Raw genomic sequence first — 22,061 nt, forward strand, 5'->3', positions numbered from 1 at the left:
ATGACAATGCACACTGATGCGATGAAAAACGGGTAGATTAGCGTCCATTTTCTGTTTGTGGTGATAACGGTTATTTGCTGTTTCGGTGGTGACACTGACCTGCTCCCGGTAATGAGCTCAAGCGTTTTTTTAACGCCACAGATGGCAGGCAGACATAATCCAGGCACCAAAAGACCGTGTGAAAAGAAGTGGGCATTACGTCATGGGCGGCCCTGCACGGGTGCTCTTCCCTCCCGGAGAGGAGCTCCGGAAGGGTTCTAAATAATGCGCTAAGAGTCCATCTTTGGGTGGTTTATTCCTCGGCGGGGATGTTGAACCAGGTCACATAAAGTGCAGGCAAAAATAGCAGCGTCAGTACGGTACCCACGATGATCCCCCCCATCATGGCGTAAGCCATTGGTCCCCAGAAAATCTCCCGCGCGATAGGTATCAGAGCCAGGGTTGCCGCCGCAGCCGTTAACATAATTGGCCGCATCCGGTGTTCTGTTGCCTCGACCACTGCCCGCCAGGGTGAAACGCCTTCTGAACGTAACGTGTCGATGTGTACCACCAGGATGACAGCGTTGCGGATGAGAATACCGATCAGCGCCAGGATGCCTAAAATCGCGACAAATCCTAGCGGGGCATGGCTTAACAGCAACGCGGCTACAACGCCGATTACTGCCAGCGGCGCCACAGAAAAAACTAAAAACAGACGATGAAAACTCTGCAACTGGATCATTAACAGTGTGGTGATAACAAACAGCATGACGGGCACCACCGTCAGTATCGGTGCCTGCGCCTTTTCGCTCCCTTCCACTGCGCCACCAATCTCAACGGAGTAGCCCTGCGGGAGGCTATTTCGGAATGCCGTCACTTCTGGCTCCAGCCTTTGCACAATCGTGGCAGGTTGAATATCGCCAAGGACACCGGCTTTCAGGGTGATCGTGGCTGCCCGGTCGCGCCGCCAAATCGTGGGCTGCTCAAGCTGGTAGTCAAACGTGGCGACAGACGATAGCGGTATCTGCTGACCGTTACTGCTATCAAGCTGCAGATCTTCCACTGTGTGGCGATCGTTCGCCTGGCTCCGCCAACGCACGTCGATAAGATAAATGTCGTCGCGTATCTGAGTGACAAGCTCGCTACTCGCCAGCCCGTTAAGTGCCTGCGCGATGGTCTGTGACGACACCCCCAACTGACGGGCCTTATCCTGCAACACGTTAACCTTCACGACCCGCGCCGGTTCGTTCCAGTCAAACGCAAGGTTGGTCAGCGAGGGATCCTGCCCGATAACTGAAGCCAGCCTCTGCGCCTGTTCCCTTACCGTCTGAATATCCGGACCGGCCACCCGGTACTGAACGGGTTTCCCCACAGGAGGACCAATATCCAGTAATTTGACGTAAGCATCCGTGCCCGGGAACGTATGGGCAAGATAGGTACGGTAGTCGTGCAGTAAGCGATCGCGGGTTTCAATGTCTTTAGCAACAATAACCATCTGACCAAAAAACACCGACGCAGGTTGAACATCAAAAGATAAAATAAACCGCGGCGCGCCCGTGCCGACATAAGTCGACCAGTGATCAATATCCGGATTATGCTGCAGTTTCTCCCGTTCGAATTTCGCCATTTGCCGACTCGTTTCCTGAAAAGAACTGTTTTGGGGCAGATTCCAGTCAATGATCAGCTCCGGTCGGTCAGAGCTTGGGAAAAACTGATGTTGTACCAATGACATACACAGTAATGAAACGATAAAGGCCCCACCGACGCCACTGAGGGTCAGCCAACGGTGACGAAGACAACCGCGTAGAATGCGGGAAAATGATCGGTCCGTTCGGCGCTTATGCCCGTCGTTCCTGGGTATCTTTTCAGGTAACAGAACGACGCCCAGCAGAGGGGCAATCAACACGGCAACGATCCAGGACACAATCAATGACACGGCAATCACGATAAACAGTGTGAACATGAATTCGCCGGCATTGCTGGCATTGAAACCCACAGGAATGAAACTGGCGACGGTGACCAGCGTGCCCGTAAGCATGGGAAACGCGGTTGAGGTATACACATGAGTGGCGGCTTTCCTGAGACTGTCCCCCTTTTCCAGACGCGCCACCATCATCTCCGTCGCGATCATGGCGTCATCCACCAGCAGACCTAAGGCAATGATCAATGCCCCCAGAGAGATACGTTGTAATGAGATGCCCGCGTAATACATGACGAGAAAGGTTATCGCCAGCACAAGCGGAATTGAAATCGCCACAACCAGACCGGCCCGAATACCGAGGCTTATAAAACTGATAGCCAAAACAATGACCACCGCCTCAAACAGGGCGCGGGTAAAACCGGAGATGGCCTCTTTTACCACGGACGGCTGATCCGAGACTTTAGCGACCGATACCCCGACCGGCAGCTCGTGCTTTATCGTATCCATCAACGTGTCGAGTGCATGGCCGAACGTCAACAAATTGCTGCCGGAACGGATCCCCACCGCCAGCGCAATCGCTGGTTTTCCGTCGAATCGAAATGCGGTTGTCGGTGGGTCAACATACCCGCGAGTGACGTTAACCAGGTCAGTTAACGGATAAAAACGGTTATTGATATATAAGTTAATTTGCCGCAGGTTTTTCTCAGAGACAAAACCGCCATTGACCCGTAATGCAATACGATCCTGTCCGGCGTCGATAAAGCCGGATTCCGTGACCGCGTTTTGAGCCTGAAGCGCCGAAACGACATCACTCCGGCTCACGCCAAGTTCGGCGCTTTTGCGTGCGTTAAACTCAAGATAGATGGCTTCGTCCTGCGCGCCGAGTATGTCAACTTTTCCGACATTCGGGAGCGCCAGAACACGCTTCTGCACATCATTGACATAGTCACGTAGCTGACGATGGCTGATCCCGTCGCTGGTAAACGCATAGATATTGCCGAACACATCATCAAAACGGTCATTAAAAAAAGGGCCTTGTATCCCTGACGGGAAGTCGCCCTGAATATCGCCCATCATATTGCGAACCCGCTGCCATACCGCACGGACATCTTTCGCGGGGGTATTTTCCTTCAGATCAACGAAGATAACGGTTTGCCCGGCCGTAGTCTGACTGCGGGTATGATCCAGACTGTCGATCTCCTGCAACTTTTTCTCAATCCGTTCGGTTACCTGTTTTGTCATTTCCTCTGCAGTCGCACCGGGCCATTGCGCCTGGATTACCATGGTTTTAATCGTAAATTGTGGATCCTCTTCTCGCCCTAATCCCTGATATGAAAAGAAACCCACCACGGCGGAGATGATAATGAAATACCAGACCAGAGAGCGATGTTTCAGCGCCCAGTCCGAAAGGTTAAATGTGTTCACAGCACAGACGTCCTCTGCATGCGGATTTTTTGCCCGGGTTGCAAACTGTTAACCCCGGCGGTGACAACGTTTTCCCCCTCTATCAGTCCACTGACCACCTGGACCCTCTCCTTCTGTGGTGAGGCTGCGACCTGAATTTTTCGCAGCTCAACCGTCATGCTTGATGGATCGATCACCCAGACAAAGCTGGCGTTCTGTCGTTCGAGAATGGCCGTGGAGGGAATGAATATCGTGTGACCCGTTTCAGGCGGGAAAACGGAAGAGACCAGCGTCACCACAGCGCCAATGCGCAATGACGCTGGAGCATCATGTAAGGCAATTTTCACCCGACGCAGACGCGTAACGGTATCCGTAGCCGGGCTGATCTCCCTCAGTTCTCCCGTCCATTTCACAGAGGGATCCATCTGTAGGGTCACCACAAACTGTTGGCCCAAGCGGAGTTTTGTCAGTTGATCTTCAGGGACATCGAAGACGGCATCGCGCAGGTCTAAATCCGCAAGTTGTAATACCGTCTGACCCGCACTTACCGTCTGTCCTGACTCGAGAGATACGGATGTAATAACGCCGTTGAAAGGGGCTTTCAGATCGGCATCCTTCATCTGTTCGGTGGCCTTCAGGAGCCTCGACTGGGCTTCTCTTACCGCTTCCTTCGCCGCTGCCAGCGCCTGTTCGGCCACGTCACGTTCCTCCATACTGGCGAGCTGTTCCACTGCCAGCGTGCGCTGCCGTTTTGCCGTTAGCCGGGCTGTTCGTAGTGTTGCCAGGCTTTCCTGCACGCTGGCCTGCGCGCTTTGCACCGAGAATGCCAGTGCGAGGGGATCGAGCTGCGCCAGCACTTGTCCGGTGACGACTGCATCGCCGATCTCCACATGACGGGAGATAATGCGTCCGCCGGTCTGGAAGGATAAAGGCGAGGTGAACCTCGGTTGCACCGTCCCTGCCAGGCTCAAACCGCTGGCGGACTCCGTCAGCGCCGTTGCGGAGAGAACGTAACGCGGCGCGGGTGGCCGGGTCGTTTTGTCATCACACCCTGCCGTCAAAACCAGCATGATTGCCAGCGGGCCGTTGAACCATTGCTGTCGTTTCATTTCAATTCAGCTCCCGGATTACGCGCTGTCCCGTTCTCAGAAACTTTCCGCCATCAGTGACCACCCACATGCCCGGTTCAATTCCCGCCGTGACCACAACATCCTGAACGCGATAACGTGCTACCGTAACGTCATGCAGGGAGACTGACCCGTTATCTGCATCCATCACCCATACCGCAGGATGCCCTTGTCGGGAAGTGAGCGCGCCGGGCGGCAATAACATCACCGCCTGCTCTTTTGCCGCAAAGTGGCCTGCGATCGGCGTTCCGATCGCCCACTGTGCGGATGAGGGCAATGTCGCCTTTAAGCGCACGGTACTGTTGTTTTCATCCAGTATTGGCGCCACTTCGCGAACCGTTGCGAGGCATGCATCCCCCTCCGGGAGCAAACTGACACTGACTTCATCGCCCGGCCGTTCATTCAGTAAATGGCTCTCCGGAACCCTGAAGACCGCGTCGAGAGGCCCCTCCTGCGCCAGCGTCAATACGGTTTGTGCAGCAGCGACCGTCTGTCCCGTCTCAAGTTGCCGCGAAATGATGACGCCGTCAGCATCCGCCTGGAGATCGGTATACGTCAGGGCGTCTTTGGCTGTATTCAATGCCGCCAGAGCGCTGTCTGCGTCTGCCTGTGCGCGACTTAACGCCTCCCGCGCCTGATCCCATTCAACCTGAGCAATAACATGTGTCTTCAGCAGCGTTTGATCGCGGTTAAAAATATTCTGTTTTAGCTGAAGGGTGGCCTGCGCTGATTGCAGCGTAGCCTGCGCCGCCTCGAGATCCGCCCTTTTTTTGACATTATCGAGACGGGCAAGGATTTGCCCTTTCTTAACATGGCTACCGACATCAACCCGCCGTTCAACCACCCTGCCGTCCGTTCTGAATCCCAGGTTAATCTGAAAACGGGGAGCCACTTCGCCTGATATAACCGCCACGTTCCGGAAGTGGGTCATTTGTAACTGGATCGCGTTAACCGGCTGAGGGGGCGGTGTCATTGTTTTCTTTTGTCCATCACATCCGCTAAGCGCTATCCAGGCTAATCCTGAAATCAGTACCCAAGGCCGTGCCATGCTGCCCCCGCGTCTTCAATGAGAAATCACGATGTCGGAGATCGGGCGGCGCCACCTTGCTTCTACCCTTGCGTTTTCAGCACGGTATCCAAGCGCAATAACCAGCGGGATGACCGATCCGCGCGGTAGTTTCAGCAGCGAAGCAACTTTCGATGCGGAAAAACCTTCCATCGGACAGGAATCGATGCCTTTGGCAGCCGCGCCAAGCATCAACGTTTGAGCGGCAAAAATGCCATTACGGGCTGCCCACTGGCGGCTACCGATATGGCCAACAGGGATAAGAGACAATGCGGGCCGGAACAGCGAGGCGAGACATACCAGCGGTGACCATAATGCGGAGGAGCCTGGCCCGAGGATTTTCTTAAACATGCCAACCTGCTTACGGTAATAAGCTTTCGAGTCCGGCCCTAATGCGGCGGAGCTTTCAACATGTTCAAGCTGAGCATGAGCTGTGCGTAACCCTAATGCAGGGCTCGCGACAATGACGACTAAGTCTGCGGCGGTTGCGGCTGCTTTCTGACCATTGCAGACAGCAGCCATGCTGGCTTTCAACGCAGGGTCACGGATCCAGTGCAACTGGTAAGGTTGCATGTTCCCACTGGAAGGGGCATATGCAGCCGCAGCCAGCAATTCATGCATGTCAGTTTCAGGGATCGGGAGAGAGTTAAATTTGCGGATTGCTCTGCGGTACTGATTGACAGCCTGAAAGCATTCCCAGTTGTCTAAAGGGTTATGTGTTGTCATGTTGAAACGGCTCCGAAGATAAGAATGCGCTTGTGCATTCACCCGGCAAATCGTAAGTTAAAACTTATTTTTTAGAAACTCACGTTCCGGAGCCGCTTTGAGCAAAAGAAAAACGTCCGTTAACCCCAGGAAACGTCCCGCACAAGCGCGTTCCCGAGCGACAGTTGAAGCCATTATGCAGTCAGCGACTTACATTTTGACGAAGGTAGGATGGGAGGGGCTGACGACTAACGCCATTGCAGAAAAAGCCGGCGTCAATATTGGCTCGCTGTATCAATTTTTTCCGAATAAAGAGGCGATTATCGCTGAACTGCAGCGCAGGCACGCCGCTGCCACACAGACAGAGTTGTTGCAAACATTAGAGATTTTGCCGCAACAGCGTTCGCTCAGGGACGCACTGCTGCTGATTGTTGAAGGGATTATCACCGAACATCGCATCGCCCCCGCAATGCATAAAGCCATTCACGAAGAGTTACCTGGCTCGGTAAGGCATATCAATGATGATAAGCAAAAGCTGCACATGCTGTTTTCCGAAGCACTTAAGCCATTCATGGCCAATGTGCCCGACCCGGAACTTTCTGTCTATCTGATGGGGGTTGCACTGCATGCCATCGTCCATACGGTTACGGCTGACCGCCCTGATTTGCTGGAACAACAGCGCCTCGTGACGGAGATCGTCACCCTGTTTGAAAACTATTTGTCGCGAAGCGGTACGCTGGCAATATTAAATTCTGAAGCCAGTAACTTAATCCAGCACTAACAATTTCATGTATTGCCTGGGCGGCATGCCCGTCAGCCGGGTAAAGGCGGTGGTAAAACTGCTGGCGCTCTGGTAGCCCAGGTCCAGCGCAACGCCCAGAATGGTTTGCCCCGCGCTCATCTTTTCTATCGCGACCATGGTCCTCAGCCTTTCCCGCCAGCGAATAAATGACATCCCCGTCTCTTCTGCAAAAAGACGGGATAGTGTTCTCTGGCTGGCGTGCGCCTGAGCAGATAACTGCGCCAGCGTCTGCGTGCAGCCAGGATCATTTCGCAGATGCGTGGTGATGCTGCGCAGCCTTTTATCCCGGCCTTCCGGTATGAACATGTCGGTTTTTAGCGTATTTTTTTTCAGTTGCCAAAGCAGCAATCGACGGATGAGATCTGACTCTTCCTCGCAATAACGCAGGTCCGTTATCTTCCGGGCCTCCTGCACCAGCGCCATCATCAGACCCGACACATTGAACATTTCTGCCGGTGGGAAAATGCCCGTTTCGTCGTCGGACATGAAACGGAGATTCACCAGTTCGGTCTGGCGGGGATAAATAGCCCGATGAAGCACGCCAGGGGCAATCAGTACGGCGGTACCAGGCATCGCAAGCCACCATCCTGTTTCAGTTTGGATCCGGGCCGTTCCCGTTACCGCCACAGTAAGCTGAAACTCATCATGGTGGTGAAATAACACGTCATCACCGGCCGGGTGGGCACGAATTGATGCATACAAAGGGGGAGCGTCGGGCGCGTTCATAGGGGATACCTGGCGGATTAACGAACAAAAATGTCCGAATCTCAAAAGAATATTCATATTTTTTATCAGAAACTACGCTGTATGAAAACTGATGCGTTTTGTGCGGCGATAAAATGTCACTAAAACCATCTTAACTATCTGTGACATAAACATTTTCTGAGGGTAACGATGAATATAAAGATCATCATTGGCAGCGTCCGGCAAGGACGTATTGGACCGCAAATCGCTCACTGGGCGTATAACAACATTCAGAATGCTGGCACAAACGTGAGTGCTGAAATTGTTGATTTATCATTATGGCACCTGCCAATGGATGATGAACCACACCTGCCTGCAACCGGAAAATACCTCAAACCACATACCAAGCTCTGGAGCGAGAAAATCGCCGAAGGTGATATGTTTGTCTTTGTTTTTCCTCAATATAATTGGGGATATCCGGCGGCTTTAAAAAATGCGATAGACCATCTCTATAACGAATGGAAAGATAAACCAGCCCTGATGATCAGCTATGCCAACAGAGGTGGGGGTAAGGCTGCTGCACAGTTCAAAGACGTCCTGGAAGGGATACATATGCGCCCATTGAGCACTGCTGTGGAAATTAAACTGTCGGAGCTTACGTTTGACGATCAAGGGCAGATCGCGTGTTGCGACGTTCAGTTAGAAAAATATAACGATTTGGTCAAGAGAGCCGTCAATGAAGCATGGTCGTTGTTCCGGCAGTAACACATCGTCGGGGTATACTGACGAAGAGGCCTGCCGGGCATGATTTGCCCGCATGGGTTAACAGACTGGGGTATTTGCCACATCCGCTCGCAGTATGAGCAAGGCAGTGATGAGCAAAAAGAATGTTCGACGATAAACTGTCTCTTTCTGTCCCCTGCATGGGATAATATTGTCAATATTATCTCTTTATCACAGGTGGTACTGGCAATGGCGTTGATCCCCAAAAACTACTCGCGGCTGGAAAGCGGTTACCGCGAGAAGGCCCTCAAAATCTACCCATGGGTGTGTGGACGTTGCTCACGGGAGTTTGTTTATTCAAACCTGCGTGAATTAACGGTTCACCATATCGATCACGACCATACCAATAACCCGGAAGACGGCAGTAACTGGGAGTTATTGTGCCTGTATTGCCATGACCACGAACACGCGAAGTACACGGAAGCCGAGCAGTACGGTACCACCGTTGTGGCGGGGGAAGACGCGCAAAACGATGTGGGTGCAGCAACCTATAATCCCTTTGCTGATTTAAAGTCGATGCTGACTAAAAAGAAATAGCGCCAGCAAATACTTCGCTTCGTTGTCACGCGGTCTGGTCTCCAGACTGCGATAAATGGCCTTATCCCTTTAACACATCAAAAGCCGTGCTCTCCCTCAGCAGGAGAGCACTTTCTGGACAGGATGCGTGTCAGAACGATGCCCAGTCAGCCCCATTGCCTGTTGAAGCGACAGGTCTCAGATGACCTCTGTTTTTATGCGTTGCTGATTGATGTTTCTGCTTGTCGGTCTCTGAGCCGAGTCTGAATACGGAAACGAGCTGCGCAACTCATCAAACAACACACGCGCATCACTGCCCCAGGTAAAGGTCTGGCCGCTCTCTGCTTTTTGATCCATTTTTTCAATGGCGACGTTATTGGCCTGAAGTGCGTTTTCATCATGGTTTACTTGGTATGTCAGGCGATTACGTCGTGCCGTGTTGAGTTCATCACTGATTTCGCTAATTAGTTACGGTGCTCCCCCTGATGTCTGCTGTTCGTGCTGAAGGCAAAACGTCTTGCGGTATTTTTGCGGGGGAAGTTGGTATTTTTTGTGAAAAGCTCTGGTCAGCGATTGCTGAGAGTCAAAACCAAATTTCATCGCAAGATTTATTAAAGGCTCATTAGATGTGATAAGTTCATCGGCAATCAACTGGAGTTTTCGATCTCTAATGTACTGACCCAGTTTCTGCCCGGTTTCGGCAAAAAAGAGTCGCTGTAAGTGCCATTTTGAATACCCTGACTTAATGGCAACATTATCAATTTTCATGGGTGACTCAATATTATTATTTATCCATACAATCAAGCTTCTTATAAACTCTTTTTTGTTTTTCATAGCGTTAATCTCAACTTCGTGCTGAGGAATACCTGCGTTAGCAGTGATAATTCAGGCCACGCTTTCGATATATTTTCAACAAGGTGGGTATTTACCCTTATGGCGTGACGGACACCGTCGCAGATAATCCCGCTACCAGCTCAATCCCCGCAGGTAAGGTATCAATGTGAATGCGTACCGGGATGCGCTGCGCAAGTCGCACCCAATTAAATGTCGGCTCCACCTCGGGTAAACCAAGCCCGCCCGTCTCGTCATTATTGTCACCGATCCCATGCCCGATACTCTCAACATGCCCCGTCAGGGTGGGTTCAAATCCCATCAGCGCAATGTGCGCGGTATTTCCTACGCGGATATGGCGCAGTTTTGTCTCTTCAAAATACCCCACCACCCAGAAACTGTGGGCATCAACGATGGCGACTTTTGTCACCCCGGCGGTGGCATAGTCGCCCGGGCGGAGTCTGAGATGGGTGATATAACCCGCTACCGGCGCCCGCACGATGGCATGGGATAAGTTAAGTTTCGCCAGTTCCAACGCAGCCAGCGCGCCATGATAATTTGCCGTTGCGATGTTTGCTGCGCTGTCTGTTTGCTGTAAATCCTCGCCGGAAATCACGCCCTTGATCCGGGTGCGTCTTGTTGCCGCATCCTGGCGCATAACCATCTCATGACGTTTCGCGTCAACGTCAGCCTGTGCGCTGGACACTGCCAGCGTCAGCCAGTGTGGATCGATTGAATAGAGCACATCGCCACGGTTAACCCATTGGTTATCGCGGACCGCCACATGGATGACCGGCCCGGAAACATCTGGCGCAATCTGCACCACATCAGCACGAACCCGGCCATCGCGGGTCCAGGGTGTCTGCGCATAGTGTTTCCACAGCATAAAAGCCAGAAGAGTTGCCACCACGACTGCACTTAACGTCAGCGCATAGCGACTCAATAGAGACAGAACAGATTTCATGTTAATAACCCCAACGCATTCAGCCCCTGCAAGAGCAGAAAAAAAGTAACGATACAGACAGAGAGCCCCATCAGCGGGCGACAAGGTAAACAGCGGTAGAGCCTGCTGAAAGAGAAAAGCGGCACGAATAACAGGATGCAGACCAGGGTCACAAGCGCGACGATCAGCAGCCCCGGGAAGTAGACACCCCCGATATTAATGTCATTAATCATGGGGTTGCTCCCTATCCTGCTCTCTCAATGCGCAATAGAGATCAACCAGCCTGTCAACCATCTGGCGCGATGGCTCATGCGTTGTAGACAAAGAGACATCAATCATTGCGACGATACGCTGGCGCAAGGCGCGGGGGTCTGTCGTCCGGGTAAGCAAAGAAAGTACCTCATTAATATCCCTGGCCATTGCACGCCCCGCCAGTGGATAGCAACGGCGTAAGTGCATAACAGAGAGGCCAATACGCAGAGAGTGCAACAGATGATTAAGCACCTGTCCTGCTGACTGCTGGCTGCGTGGCAAACGCGGCAGTAATAACGCCGCCCGGTCTATCATCAAATTGGTCCAGTGTGCTTCGTCTGGTGTAAATACGCCTTTCACGCTGCGCCGGATATCGCGCCGACATATATCCAGCAAGCGATTGATGGCCGCGTCTGCCTGCACCGTTTGCAGTAAACGCATACTGACCACCGCAAAGCCGGTTGCGGAAAAGAGCGCGATGGCGGTATTGACAGCCGCCGCGAAGTCGCCGCTGTAATGGGGACCTAACTCACACAGCACAGGCAAGGTCAGCGTGATCCCCATGGCCATAAAGGTGGTGGGTGGCCGAGCCTGGAGCGATCCGGCCAGCAAATATGCCGGTGCCAGTACCGCAACCAGCACAGGGAAATCGCTAACCTGCGGAAGAAAAACAAAGCTGTAGAGCAGGCTGATGGCCACGCCCCAGACGGAACCTATAATGTATTTCACAATATGCGGGGCTGGCGTATCGAAGCTGCCAAACAGTGTGCAGCAGACCCCAAGGATAGAAACGGCTGTACCGCCATCAGGCCAGGCCGAATAAATCCAGACCAGACAACCGCTCAGAATGATCGCAAAAGCGCCTAACGCAGCGCGTGCCGCAGTAAAGCTGTCACGATGAAAAACATATCCTTTTGCGCCCTTACCTTCCGGCTGCACCGACATGGGTTTCGCATGATGGATGGCATCGGAAAGGCGATCGCATTGCTGCAGAAGGGTCACGGCTTCCGTAAGATAACGGACAAAGCTCACCTGCAACGCCTCTTCAAGCGTCACGGCACAGGTCGCATGCCGTTCGGCTAACTGCTCACTTCTTTGTTTTAGCTCGCCGGCCATGATTTTTCGCTCCCCCTCATCGTCACAGCGAAGCCAGTATTGAACATCGCTCAACAGGATCTGCACGTCGGCGGGAAGCGCCTTTGTCATTTGTAAGCGATCGCGTAATTCACAACTCACAATTAACAACCGCGCCAGCCTGTCATGGATGGCTTTTCTGGCCTGCCGGACCGGAACCGCGAGGGCAAAGTCATAGGGAATATGGTGGCTTATGCCTTGCAGAGACTGCAATGCCAGTGCCAGGCGCAGGCTCCCTGTACGCTCATCAGGTTGACCTGCCAGTGCACCGGCAAGTATCTGTCGTGCTGACTGCAGCGTCTCCGATAACGTGCTGTTGAACAGCCCGGACAGACGTTTTGGTAAAACATACCGGTGAATAAGCGCGGCACAGAAGATACCAATAACGATCTCCTGCACCCGGGTAATGGCAGTATCAAAGATTGCGCCAGGATCCAGAACAGCAGGAAAACCAATCAGGCTCGCGGTGTAACCGGCTAAAACAAAGGCATAAGCGCGGGGCGTGCGTTCAAGCAGCGACAAATAAAGGCAGAAAGTGATCCAGCCGCTCAGCATCACACTGCATAAGATCGGCATAGTCACGAAAGTGGGTACCAGTAAAACGGTGGCCCCGGCGCCGATTATCGTTCCGGCCAGACGATAAAGGCATCGACTCAGTGAAGCGCCAACCGAGGTTTGCGAAACGATATAGACAGTAATGATTGCCCAGGATGGCCTTTCAAGGCCGATCGATAAGGCGATGTAATAGGCCAGCATCGCTGCGGCAAAGCTCTTGATGGAATACAGCAAGGCATTTGCATCGTTCAGCAGAACGGATGAGGTCAGTGCCAGGCTCACCCGGCGAAACGCGTCGCCTGTAGCCCGCAAAGAACGAGAGTGAATGACGTTGATTTTGCTCATGCCGGGGATTATTACCGGCTTGCGCCCGCCATTAAATACTCTATTCTGTCAAAAAATACCTAAATGTTGCCAATAATATGAAACCCACATTCGCGAATACCCTGTTTGATCCTGACTCCACGTCGTGCCCGGCGGTTGCGCGTCATCTTGACTTCGTTGATTACGAAGCCGAAGTGCCGATTCATACCCACCGCAAGGGGCAGTTGATCATTGCGCTGTATGGTGCCGTTATCTGTCGCGCGGAAAACGATATATGGATAGTGCCGCCTCACTGCGCCGTCTGGATCCCCGGCGGCATCCCTCATAGCGCCAGGGCTACCTGGAACGCGCATCTCAATTATTTATTTATCGAACCCGGAGCCGTAGCACTTCCGGAAAAATGTTGCACCCTGGCGATTTCTCCGCTGATTAACGCGTTAGTTGACCGTTTGACTCACGAGCAAGTTGATTGCCCACCTGAGAGCCATGCTGCAAGGCTCACCAGAGTGACGCTCGACGAATTGGCCACGATGCCACAGCAGAAATTGAGTTTGCCTGTCTCCGGAAATCCTAAAATACGCACCATGGCCGATGCGCTGGTCAGTCACCCGGAGGATCGCAGTACGTTTAAAGAATGGGCGAAACGGCTGGCGCTCAGTGAACGTTCTCTGGCGCGATTGATGCTGCGCGAGACGGGACTGACCTTTGGACGATGGCGCCAGCAACTTCATTTGATCATCGCACTTCAGGAGTTAGCCAGCGGTGTTACGGTACAAAACGTGGCGGCTAAATTAGGGTATGAGTCCGTTAATGCGTTCATTACCATGTTCAGGAAAACGATGGGCAGTACGCCCGCGCACTATTTTTCCGAACGAAAAACAAGTACACGCCAGGGAGATTCGTCATGACCTTTCCTGGCGCGGCGCGGGCAGCAAAAACACGCCCGGAGGCCGCTTTGAGCTACGGATACTCATGGGCGAGTTTATCGCCAGCCGGGAGCTGGCTTGCATCAACAACCGCGAGCATGTCTGTTTGCTTTTAAAGTAAAGGTGACCACGCCGAAGAGTTGCAGCTCTTCCTCGGACTGGAAAGTGACAGGAGCATAATTGGCGTTATGCGGCATAAGCTGAAGTGATGGACGGGTCCGCAACTCTTTCACCGTAAACTCCCCCGCCACGGCTGCCACAACGATGTCGCCATGCACAGCGGTCAACGAACGATCGACGACCAGCAAATCACCGTCGCTGATGCCTGCACCGATCATAGAATCACCACTGACCCGAACAAAGTAGGTGGCGCTGGGGTGTTTAACGACCAGCTTGTTCAGATCCAGGCTCTCTTCAATATAGTCCTGTGCCGGGCTGGGAAAACCGCACGGAACGCGGTCTAAAAATAAAGGGACTTCAATACGTTTTTCTTGTTTATAGGCATAAAGGATGGTCATGATTACCCACCTCATAATACTGTGTTTACATACAGTATTATGAGGAGAATGGCGGGGTCAAGTCACGTGTAACGGCGCCGCGTGAAGTGACTGAAGTCGCAAGGAATTTAACGTGCTCTGTTTCTCCTGTACGTAGGTGATTTCCAACGGCATGTCGAACATCTGTACCTTGTCGGCCAAAGTCTGGCGGGATAAGGCTATTTGCCTTCTTGTAGAAACGATTATGAAGGCGAATCGCCGACCAGACAGTAAACAGCGCATAGCAGGCTCCAATATTGTCATCCTACAGACTCGTTTATTAAAAACAGCCACCCTCACCTCATGGATATTATTACAGTATCAGAATATGTCGCGTCATCCCTGCAAAGAAGATGAGAAATATTATTATGGCATCCGCGCGTAGCCTGGATATTCTCTTCAGGCAAGATCCTCATTATCAAAAATCTGTAGTAAGTGTGAGGTTTATTTAGGAAGGAAGTAGCACAAGTTAATTTATTTTACGAATTTTCTCGTCATAAAATATCAGGCCATTGATGAGCAGCAAAATACGCTGGATAAGAAAACCAACACCGTAATGCGTACGTCAGTCAGCGGTTAGCGCCAGGCCGGACGATGAAGCGCTCCCTGCGCTTCCCGTCCGGCACAACAGGCTGAATGCCCCGGCCTGGCTGGAGCATCAACGACCACGTTTAGCGTGACGCTCCCAGGTGTCGAGTTTTGCCTGCTCAGATTTCCGCAACGCCACATAACAGGCACCACTGCCGCCATGGTGCGGCAACGCCGTACAAAATGCCTGCACGTCGTCGAACTCCGTCAGCCAGCGCGCAACGTAGCTGCGCACAATGTTTGGGTGTGAATTATCTTCACGACCTTTCCCAAAGATAATCAACACATTACGCAGGCCATCTTGCCGCGCCTGATGCATAAAGCGGAACAGCATCTGTCGGCACTGCTCAACGGGCTGGCGTAGCAAATTGAGGCTCGCTTGTTGACTGTATTTACCCAAACGCAGCTTATCCACCACGCCGGTTTGCAGGCCTTCACGCCTGAATTCCAGCGGCGTTGACAAGGGAATGATGTCGAGGAACCCGGTGGTTAAAAAGTTATCCAGTTGCAGCGTATCGATACGCTGCGTCGCGCGCGAATTGCGACTCGGCTGCCAGTGAATATCGGTGCAGCGCTTCAGGGGCTGGACATCCTCCATGGCGTCAAGAAACAGCGATTTGTCGTCAGGGTTCATGGGAAGGTCCTCCGGTTACTTCAGAACGGGTACTATAACGAGCATGGCGTGCGCTCACAATGATCAGGACACATTTATGGCACACGGGTTAAGTGCTTATAAATAAACGTAACACGCACGCGCGGTAAAAACATTAGCATTTGTAATGTCTTTAATGCGCCTTAACTTATACCGCGCATTGGGGGTTATACCGATTTTCGTTAAATTAACGTGAATTTAATCACCAATTAATAGTGGAAAGATAGTGAAGGGCGGCTATAACTATATTTAAGACGCAAGGATGAGCTTGCATAAAATAACGAACGGAAGCGCTGCTGTGTGTACTGTAGAGCCTGGCGGATGTCGGCAGGCTCTATTTTTTATTATTCCACGCACAGCAAAATATATCATCTATAATTCAACGGGCATCGGTTTGTTATTATCCACCTTAATATTAGCTATCTATAAATAGACGCACTTTCGGGGTATGGTTAGCCCCGGTCGGGCATGGTAGATTGATGCCCGTTTGCCATAGTTCAAGGATGCCTGATGCTCACGCTACTTGAAGATAAAATCGCCACCCCGCTGGGCCCGCTGTGGGTGCTCTGTGATGAGTCCTTCCATTTACGAGCTGTCGAGTGGGAAGAACACAGCGATCGCATGGTGGAGTTGTTGAATATTCATTATCGACGCGACGGTTATCAGCGCATCGCTGCCAGTAATCCGGGCGGATTAAGCCAGAAACTGCAGGATTATTTCGCCGGCGATCTGTCGATCATCGACACGCTCCCCACCGCAACGGCCGGTACGCCTTTTCAGCGTGAAGTCTGGCAGGCGCTGCGTACAATCCCCTGCGGTCAGGTGCTACATTACGGTCAACTGGCGGAAACGCTGGGCCGTGCAGGTGCAGCGCGTGCGGTAGGCGCAGCGAATGGCGCAAACCCGGTCAGCATCGTGGTTCCCTGTCACCGCGTGATTGGACGTAACGGCACGTTGACCGGCTATGCGGGCGGCGTGCAGCGCAAAGAGTGGTTGCTTCGGCATGAAGGCTATCTGCTATTGTAAGAAAAAACGCATATTTAGTGCCTTTTTCCCCGAATGTTGTGGTAAAAACCTTTGCGAAATGATGGAATATCAAAGAGATGATGCCCGGTCATCTCTTCTCATTTCTCTCCCCCGTTTCAATAATCGTGAATTGACGTTTTGCCAGGCTTACGTGCTCAATAAAAAGATGTTAAAATTGACCAATATCAATTACGGCGTTGAGCAGACCTATGATCCCGGAAAAGCGAATTATACGACGCATACAGTCTGGCGGATGTGCAATACATTGTCAGGATTGCAGCATTAGCCAGCTTTGCATCCCGTTTACCCTCAATGAACACGAGCTGGATCAGCTCGATAACATCATTGAGCGTAAGAAGCCCATCCAGAAAGGTCAGACGCTGTTTAAAGCAGGGGATGAACTGAAATCACTGTACGCTATCCGCTCCGGTACGATTAAAAGCTACACCATTACCGAGCAGGGTGACGAACAGATCACCGGTTTCCATCTGGCGGGCGATCTGGTCGGTTTTGATGCGATTGGCACCGGCCATCACCCCAGTTTCGCGCAGGCGCTGGAAACGTCCATGGTTTGCGAAATCCCGTTTGAAACGCTCGACGATCTGTCCGGCAAGATGCCTAATCTGCGTCAGCAGATGATGCGTCTGATGAGCGGCGAAATCAAAGGCGACCAGGATATGATCCTGTTGCTGTCGAAAAAGAATGCGGAAGAGCGTCTGGCGGCATTTATTTATAACCTGTCCCGCCGTTTCGCCCAGCGTGGTTTCTCACCGCGTGAGTTCCGTCTGACCATGACCCGCGGCGACATTGGCAACTATCTGGGTCTGACCGTCGAGACCATCAGCCGCCTGCTGGGCCGCTTCCAGAAGAGCGGCATGCTCGCGGTAAAAGGCAAATATATCACTATCGAAAACAGCGATACGCTGGCTCAACTGGCCGGTCATTCCCGTAACGTTGCCTGAGTTTTACCCCTCTCTTTTGCACCTTCGCCAGCGCATTAAATTTTTCTGATTTATTGATCTGGCTGAAGGTTTTCCCTGTTTCATTCAGCGCTAATGGGTTATCTTTTATTTACAGACTGTGGTGACAGATGTAAGGAGACCCTGTATGGCTAAGTATCAGAATATGTTGGTCGCCATCGATCCTAATCAGGACGATCAGCCAGCATTACGACGTGCTGTGTATTTGCATCAACGGATTGGTGGCAGAATCAAAGCGTTTTTGCCCATCTATGACTTCTCTTACGAGATGACCACCCTTCTGTCCCCTGATGAGCGTACGGCAATGCGCCAGGGCGTGATCAGCCAGCGCACCGCCTGGATCCGCGAGCAGGCAAAATATTACATCGATGCAGGGGTGCCGATTGATATTAAAGTGGTCTGGCATAACCGCCCTTTCGAAGCCATCATCCAGGAAGTGCTGGCGGGCGGTCACGATCTGTTGCTGAAAATGACCCACCAGCACGACAAACTGGAGTCGGTGATTTTCACCCCTACCGACTGGCACCTGCTGCGTAAATGCCCTTGCCCGGTGTGGATGGTCAAAGATCAGCCATGGCCGGAAGGCGGTAAAGCCGTTGTCGCCGTCAATCTGGCCAGTGAAGAGCTTTACCACAACTCGCTAAATGAAAAGCTGGTTAAGGAGACACTGCAACTGGCCGAACAGGTTAACCATACCGAGGTGCATCTGGTTGGTGCGTATCCGGTCACACCTATCAATATTGCTATCGAACTGCCGGAATTCGACCCCAGCGTATATAACGACGCGATCCGCGGTCAGCACCTGCTGGCGATGAAAGCATTGCGGCAGAAATTCGGCATCGATGAAAAACTTACCCACGTTGAGAAAGGCTTACCGGAAGAAGTGATCCCGGATCTGGCTGAACACTTGCAAGCCGGGATTGTGGTGCTCGGTACCGTCGGGCGCACCGGGATTTCCGCAGCATTTCTGGGGAATACCGCTGAGCAGGTTATCGATCATCTGCGTTGTGATTTGCTGGTGCTCAAGCCGGATGAATATCAGACGCCGGTAGAACTTGATGACGATGAAGATGACTAAGTTTATGTAGCAGAAAAAAAGGCCCGGAAACGGGCCTTTTGCATTTGTAAGAGACGATTACAGCGCTTTGAGGATTGCGTCAACGCTGGCTTTGGCATCGCCAAACAGCATCTGCGTGTTCTCTTTAAAGAACAACGGGTTCTGCACGCCAGCGTAACCGGTGTTCATTGAGCGTTTGAAAACGATAACATTTTGCGCTTTCCACACTTCCAGAACCGGCATCCCGGCGATTGGGCTTTTCGGATCGTCCTGCGCGGCCGGGTTAACGGTGTCGTTCGCGCCAATCACCAGAACGGTGTCGGTCTCTGCGAAGTCATCGTTGATCTCGTCCATTTCCAGCACGATGTCGTACGGCACTTTCGCTTCCGCCAGCAGTACGTTCATATGGCCCGGCAGACGACCGGCAACCGGGTGAATACCGAAGCGCACTTTCACGCCGCGCGCACGCAGTTTTTCAGTGATTTCCGCCACCGGATACTGTGCCTGCGCCACCGCCATGCCGTAGCCCGGGGTGATGATCACAGAGTGCGAGTTTTTCAGCATTTCCGCCGTTTCTTCCGCATTGATTTCGCGGTGCTCGCCGACTTCCTCATCGCTGCCAGAAGACGAACCATCCGTACCAAAACCACCGGCAATAACGCTGATAAAGGAGCGGTTCATCGCCTTACACATAATGTAGGAAAGAATTGCCCCTGAGGAACCCACCAGCGCACCGGTAACGATCAGCAGGTCGTTGCTGAGCATAAAGCCCGCCGCCGCCGCCGCCCAACCGGAGTAGGAGTTCAGCATCGACACAACCACCGGCATATCCGCGCCGCCAATAGAGGCCACCAGATGCCAGCCGAACACCAGAGCAATAATGGTCATCAGCAGCAGCGCCAACACTTGTACGCCAACGCTTTCCGTGCGGACAAACGTCACCAGCAGCACAAAAGAGACCACCAGCGCCGCCAGGTTCAGTTTGTGGCGATGCGGCAACATTAACGGTTTGGACGAAATCTTTCCGCGCAGTTTACCGAACGCAACGATGGAGCCAGTGAAGGTCACCGCACCGATAAAGATGCCGAGGAACACTTCCGTCAGGTGAATATTCACCATGATCGGCGCCAGACCCGCCTCATGATCGAGATAGCTGTTGAAACCCACCAGCACCGCAGCCAGGCCAACGAAACTGTGCAACACAGCCACCAGCTCCGGCATTTCGGTCATTTCGACTTTCTTCGCCAGACGAATACCAATCGCCCCGCCGATGACCATCGCCACCAGGATCCAGGCGACATTGCCGGTATCCGGACCAAAAATAGTGGCTACCAGCGCAATCGCCATACCGGCGACGCCAAAGTTGTTACCCTGCTGGGAGGTTTCATGCTTAGAAAGCCCCGCCAGACTGAAAATAAACAGGATCGCGGCAACAATGTATGCAGCTGTAACTAATCCTCCAGACATGTGCTACCCCTTAGTTCTTCCGGAACATTTTCAGCATGCGCTGAGTGACGGTGAAACCACCAAAAATATTGATGCTGGCGATCAGTACCGCAATAAAGCTTAAGAAGCTGACCCAGCCGCCATGGCCAATCTGCAACAGCGCGCCCACCACAATAATGCCGGAAATGGCATTGGTGACCGACATCAGCGGCGTATGCAGCGCATGGGAGACATTCCATACCACGTAATAACCGACGACGCAGGCAAGCGCGAAGACGGTGAAATGGCCGAGGAACTCTTTCGGCGCAACGTTCGCCAGCCAGCCAAACAGAACGATCGCCAGCGCCATCAGCGCATATTTGCGCCACGGAGAAGTGGGTTTGGCCTCTTCTTTTGGCGCGGCCGCCGCTTTTGGCGCAGCCTGCGGTTGAGCGGAAACCTGAATCGGCGGTGCCGGCCAGGTGACTTCGCCATCACGAACGACAGTCACACCGCGCACTACCACATCGTCAAAATCGACAACCACGTTGCCGTCTTTTTCCGCACACAGCAGTTTCAGCAGGTTAACCAGATTGGTGCCATAAAGTTGGGAAGACTGCGTCGGCAAGCGGCCCGGCAGATCGGTATAACCGATGATTTTAACGCCATTGGCAGTAGTACTGACTTCATTCGGCACGGTGTATTCGCAGTTACCGCCGTTTTGCGCAGCCAGATCGACAATCACGCTGCCCGGTTTCATGGAATCTATCATCTCACGGGTGATCAGCTTCGGCGCCGGTTTACCCGGGATCAGCGCAGTCGTGACGATAATATCGACATCTTTCGCCTGTGCAGCGAAGAGTTCCATTTCCGCTTTAATAAAGGCTTCGGACATTACTTTTGCATAGCCGTCACCGCTGCCCGCTTCTTCCTCAAAATCCAGCTCGAGGAATTCAGCGCCCATACTCTGCACCTGCTCTTTCACTTCCGGGCGGGTATCAAAAGCACGCACAATCGCGCCAAGGCTGTTGGCTGCGCCAATCGCGGCAAGCCCTGCCACGCCCGCGCCAATCACCATGACTTTCGCGGGCGGAACTTTACCGGCGGCGGTAATTTGGCCGGTGAAGAAACGACCGAACTCATGCGCAGCTTCAACAATGGCGCGGTAGCCCGCAATGTTGGCCATCGAACTGAGCGCATCCAGCGCCTGCGCGCGGGAGATACGTGGCACAGAGTCCATTGCCATTACGGTCACGTTACGCGCGGCCAGTTTCTCCATCAGCGCCGGGTTCTGCGCAGGCCAGATAAAGCTTATCAGCGTTGTGCCGGGGTTAAGCAGCGCGATCTCTTCATCGTCAGGCGCGTTAACTTTAAGGATAACGTCCGAATGCCAGACATTGCTGCCATCGACAATCGCCGCCCCGGACTGGGTGAACGCATCGTCATCGAAACTTGCCAGTTTGCCAGCGCCGCTTTCAATCGCGACAGTGAAACCCAATTTCAGCAATTGCTCGACCGTTTTCGGCGTCGCGGCAACGCGGGTTTCATTGGCCAACCGTTCTTTAGGTACACCAATACGCATAGTTTTCCCTTCCATCGGTTTTAGATGATGGTTTGTCAGTCGTCACCGGAACAACCGGCATCTGTTTAACAGCATTACGGAGTGTGTCCCGGAAAATAAAACAGTAACAAACTTTCTATAACCTACTGAAAATAACGCCTGTGATCCACCGCCGGAAAACAGAATTTGTGCTTTTATCTGCGAAAACCAGCCATCAGTAGGGGCTGGCAAGGTTATTTGCCTTTAATTCGTTATAACAGGCCGATATTCCGCTCAAGCGAAGC

General features: G+C 52.7%; 20 protein-coding genes. 7 read left to right on the plus strand and 13 right to left on the minus strand.

Features of this window, described 5'->3' with window-relative positions; all coding sequences use genetic code 11:
- Positions 1–292: 292 nt before the first annotated feature.
- From N7922_RS13620 to N7922_RS13635, 4 genes are all read right to left on the minus strand, one after another.
- Positions 293–3,325, minus strand: a complete 3,033-nt coding sequence (locus tag N7922_RS13620) for an efflux RND transporter permease subunit (RefSeq protein WP_263096789.1) — start codon at positions 3,323–3,325, stop codon at positions 293–295.
- Positions 3,322–4,413: an efflux RND transporter periplasmic adaptor subunit gene (locus N7922_RS13625; RefSeq protein ID WP_263096790.1), complete on the minus strand. Its 1,092-nt coding sequence runs from the start codon at positions 4,411–4,413 to the stop codon at positions 3,322–3,324. Before N7922_RS13625 ends, N7922_RS13620 begins: the two co-directional genes overlap by 4 nt.
- A gap of 1 nt (position 4,414) precedes the next feature.
- On the minus strand, positions 4,415–5,404 hold the full coding sequence (locus tag N7922_RS13630; protein WP_263096791.1) for an efflux RND transporter periplasmic adaptor subunit: 990 nt from the start codon (positions 5,402–5,404) through the stop codon (positions 4,415–4,417).
- 90 nt (positions 5,405–5,494) lie between these two features.
- Entirely contained in the window at positions 5,495–6,118 is a 624-nt protein-coding gene (locus N7922_RS13635; RefSeq protein ID WP_263096793.1) for a nitroreductase family protein, read from the minus strand.
- Positions 6,119–6,320: 202 nt separating this feature from the next.
- Here N7922_RS13635 and N7922_RS13640 point away from each other — a divergent pair, with 202 nt between their 5' ends.
- Positions 6,321–6,983, plus strand: a complete 663-nt coding sequence (locus tag N7922_RS13640) for a TetR/AcrR family transcriptional regulator (RefSeq protein ID WP_263096794.1) — start codon at positions 6,321–6,323, stop codon at positions 6,981–6,983.
- Here N7922_RS13640 and N7922_RS13645 read toward each other — a convergent pair.
- Positions 6,969–7,787, minus strand: coding sequence for an AraC family transcriptional regulator (locus N7922_RS13645; RefSeq protein ID WP_263096795.1), 819 nt, complete (start codon positions 7,785–7,787; stop codon positions 6,969–6,971). The genes N7922_RS13640 and N7922_RS13645 overlap by 15 nt on opposite strands.
- Positions 7,788–7,898: 111 nt before the next feature.
- On the opposite strand from N7922_RS13645, the gene N7922_RS13650 reads away from it, so the two are divergent.
- Both N7922_RS13650 and yajD read left to right on the plus strand, forming a co-directional pair.
- Positions 7,899–8,453: an NADPH-dependent FMN reductase gene (locus N7922_RS13650; RefSeq protein WP_263096796.1), complete on the plus strand. Its 555-nt coding sequence runs from the start codon at positions 7,899–7,901 to the stop codon at positions 8,451–8,453.
- Positions 8,454–8,660: 207 nt separating this feature from the next.
- Positions 8,661–9,008: an HNH nuclease YajD gene (gene yajD, locus N7922_RS13655; protein WP_263096798.1), complete on the plus strand. Its 348-nt coding sequence runs from the start codon at positions 8,661–8,663 to the stop codon at positions 9,006–9,008.
- 447 nt (positions 9,009–9,455) lie between these two features.
- On the opposite strand, the gene N7922_RS13660 is transcribed toward yajD, so the two are convergent.
- The 4 genes from N7922_RS13660 to N7922_RS13675 all read right to left on the minus strand — a co-directional run bounded on the left by N7922_RS13660 (position 9,456) and on the right by N7922_RS13675 (position 13,047).
- Entirely contained in the window at positions 9,456–9,830 is a 375-nt protein-coding gene (locus tag N7922_RS13660) for a helix-turn-helix domain-containing protein (RefSeq protein ID WP_411554277.1), read from the minus strand.
- Positions 9,831–9,918: 88 nt separating this feature from the next.
- Positions 9,919–10,782, minus strand: coding sequence for an HlyD family secretion protein (locus N7922_RS13665; protein ID WP_263096800.1), 864 nt, complete (start codon positions 10,780–10,782; stop codon positions 9,919–9,921).
- Entirely contained in the window at positions 10,779–10,994 is a 216-nt protein-coding gene (locus N7922_RS13670) for a DUF1656 domain-containing protein (protein WP_263096801.1), read from the minus strand. The genes N7922_RS13665 and N7922_RS13670 overlap by 4 nt, the downstream gene beginning before the upstream one ends.
- Entirely contained in the window at positions 10,987–13,047 is a 2,061-nt protein-coding gene (locus N7922_RS13675; RefSeq protein ID WP_411554138.1) for an FUSC family protein, read from the minus strand. Before N7922_RS13675 ends, N7922_RS13670 begins: the two co-directional genes overlap by 8 nt.
- Positions 13,048–13,124: 77 nt before the next feature.
- Here N7922_RS13675 and N7922_RS13680 point away from each other — a divergent pair, with 77 nt between their 5' ends.
- Positions 13,125–13,934 carry an AraC family transcriptional regulator gene (locus tag N7922_RS13680; RefSeq protein ID WP_263096802.1) on the plus strand — a complete coding sequence of 270 codons (810 nt, stop codon included), beginning with the start codon at positions 13,125–13,127 and terminating at the stop codon, positions 13,932–13,934.
- A 101-nt stretch (positions 13,935–14,035) separates the two neighbouring features.
- Here N7922_RS13680 and umuD read toward each other — a convergent pair whose 3' ends face one another.
- Both umuD and smrA read right to left on the minus strand, forming a co-directional pair.
- Positions 14,036–14,470 (minus strand): translesion error-prone DNA polymerase V autoproteolytic subunit, encoded by a 435-nt coding sequence (umuD, locus tag N7922_RS13685; RefSeq protein WP_263096803.1) that lies wholly within the window; start codon positions 14,468–14,470, stop codon positions 14,036–14,038.
- A gap of 676 nt (positions 14,471–15,146) precedes the next feature.
- Positions 15,147–15,710 (minus strand): DNA endonuclease SmrA, encoded by a 564-nt coding sequence (gene smrA, locus N7922_RS13690; protein ID WP_263096804.1) that lies wholly within the window; start codon positions 15,708–15,710, stop codon positions 15,147–15,149.
- Positions 15,711–16,238: 528 nt separating this feature from the next.
- Between smrA and ogt the strand changes: the two genes are divergently transcribed.
- From ogt to uspE, 3 genes are all read left to right on the plus strand, one after another.
- A complete protein-coding gene (gene ogt, locus N7922_RS13695) occupies positions 16,239–16,754 on the plus strand; it encodes a methylated-DNA--[protein]-cysteine S-methyltransferase (RefSeq protein ID WP_263096805.1) in 516 nt (171 codons plus the stop codon).
- 209 nt (positions 16,755–16,963) lie between these two features.
- Positions 16,964–17,716: a fumarate/nitrate reduction transcriptional regulator Fnr gene (gene fnr / locus N7922_RS13700; RefSeq protein ID WP_044176765.1), complete on the plus strand. Its 753-nt coding sequence runs from the start codon at positions 16,964–16,966 to the stop codon at positions 17,714–17,716.
- A gap of 145 nt (positions 17,717–17,861) precedes the next feature.
- The gene (gene uspE, locus N7922_RS13705; RefSeq protein WP_263096806.1) at positions 17,862–18,812 is read left to right on the plus strand and encodes a universal stress protein UspE; all 951 of its coding nucleotides are present in this window, start codon (positions 17,862–17,864) and stop codon (positions 18,810–18,812) included.
- A gap of 57 nt (positions 18,813–18,869) precedes the next feature.
- Here the strand turns inward: uspE and pntB are convergent, their stop codons facing one another.
- Both pntB and pntA read right to left on the minus strand, forming a co-directional pair.
- Positions 18,870–20,258 (minus strand): Re/Si-specific NAD(P)(+) transhydrogenase subunit beta, encoded by a 1,389-nt coding sequence (gene pntB, locus N7922_RS13710; RefSeq protein ID WP_263096807.1) that lies wholly within the window; start codon positions 20,256–20,258, stop codon positions 18,870–18,872.
- Positions 20,259–20,268: 10 nt separating this feature from the next.
- The gene (pntA, locus tag N7922_RS13715) at positions 20,269–21,798 is read right to left on the minus strand and encodes a Re/Si-specific NAD(P)(+) transhydrogenase subunit alpha (RefSeq protein ID WP_263096808.1); all 1,530 of its coding nucleotides are present in this window, start codon (positions 21,796–21,798) and stop codon (positions 20,269–20,271) included.
- Positions 21,799–22,061 lie beyond the last annotated feature (263 nt).

Source organism: Kosakonia sp. ML.JS2a (genome assembly GCF_025642095.1).
Classification (GTDB): domain Bacteria; phylum Pseudomonadota; class Gammaproteobacteria; order Enterobacterales; family Enterobacteriaceae.

Excerpts from the sequence above, each read along its gene's own strand:
- fnr (WP_044176765.1), top strand. The coding sequence starts at position 16,964 with ATGATCCCGGAAAAGCGAATTATACGACGCATACAGTCTGGCGGATGT.
- N7922_RS13645 (WP_263096795.1), bottom strand. The coding sequence starts at position 7,787 with ATGAATATTCTTTTGAGATTCGGACATTTTTGTTCGTTAATCCGCCAG.
- N7922_RS13675 (WP_411554138.1), bottom strand. The coding sequence starts at position 13,047 with ATGAGCAAAATCAACGTCATTCACTCTCGTTCTTTGCGGGCTACAGGC.
- N7922_RS13670 (WP_263096801.1), bottom strand. The coding sequence starts at position 10,994 with ATGATTAATGACATTAATATCGGGGGTGTCTACTTCCCGGGGCTGCTG.
- yajD (WP_263096798.1), top strand. The coding sequence starts at position 8,661 with ATGGCGTTGATCCCCAAAAACTACTCGCGGCTGGAAAGCGGTTACCGC.
- smrA (WP_263096804.1), bottom strand. The coding sequence starts at position 15,710 with ATGAACCCTGACGACAAATCGCTGTTTCTTGACGCCATGGAGGATGTC.
- N7922_RS13635 (WP_263096793.1), bottom strand. The coding sequence starts at position 6,118 with ATGCATGAATTGCTGGCTGCGGCTGCATATGCCCCTTCCAGTGGGAAC.
- pntB (WP_263096807.1), bottom strand. The coding sequence starts at position 20,258 with ATGTCTGGAGGATTAGTTACAGCTGCATACATTGTTGCCGCGATCCTG.
- uspE (WP_263096806.1), top strand. The coding sequence starts at position 17,862 with ATGGCTAAGTATCAGAATATGTTGGTCGCCATCGATCCTAATCAGGAC.
- N7922_RS13680 (WP_263096802.1), top strand. The coding sequence starts at position 13,125 with ATGAAACCCACATTCGCGAATACCCTGTTTGATCCTGACTCCACGTCG.
- N7922_RS13630 (WP_263096791.1), bottom strand. The coding sequence starts at position 5,404 with ATGACACCGCCCCCTCAGCCGGTTAACGCGATCCAGTTACAAATGACC.
- ogt (WP_263096805.1), top strand. The coding sequence starts at position 16,239 with ATGCTCACGCTACTTGAAGATAAAATCGCCACCCCGCTGGGCCCGCTG.
- N7922_RS13650 (WP_263096796.1), top strand. The coding sequence starts at position 7,899 with ATGAATATAAAGATCATCATTGGCAGCGTCCGGCAAGGACGTATTGGA.
- pntA (WP_263096808.1), bottom strand. The coding sequence starts at position 21,798 with ATGCGTATTGGTGTACCTAAAGAACGGTTGGCCAATGAAACCCGCGTT.
- umuD (WP_263096803.1), bottom strand. The coding sequence starts at position 14,470 with ATGACCATCCTTTATGCCTATAAACAAGAAAAACGTATTGAAGTCCCT.
- N7922_RS13665 (WP_263096800.1), bottom strand. The coding sequence starts at position 10,782 with ATGAAATCTGTTCTGTCTCTATTGAGTCGCTATGCGCTGACGTTAAGT.
- N7922_RS13625 (WP_263096790.1), bottom strand. The coding sequence starts at position 4,413 with ATGAAACGACAGCAATGGTTCAACGGCCCGCTGGCAATCATGCTGGTT.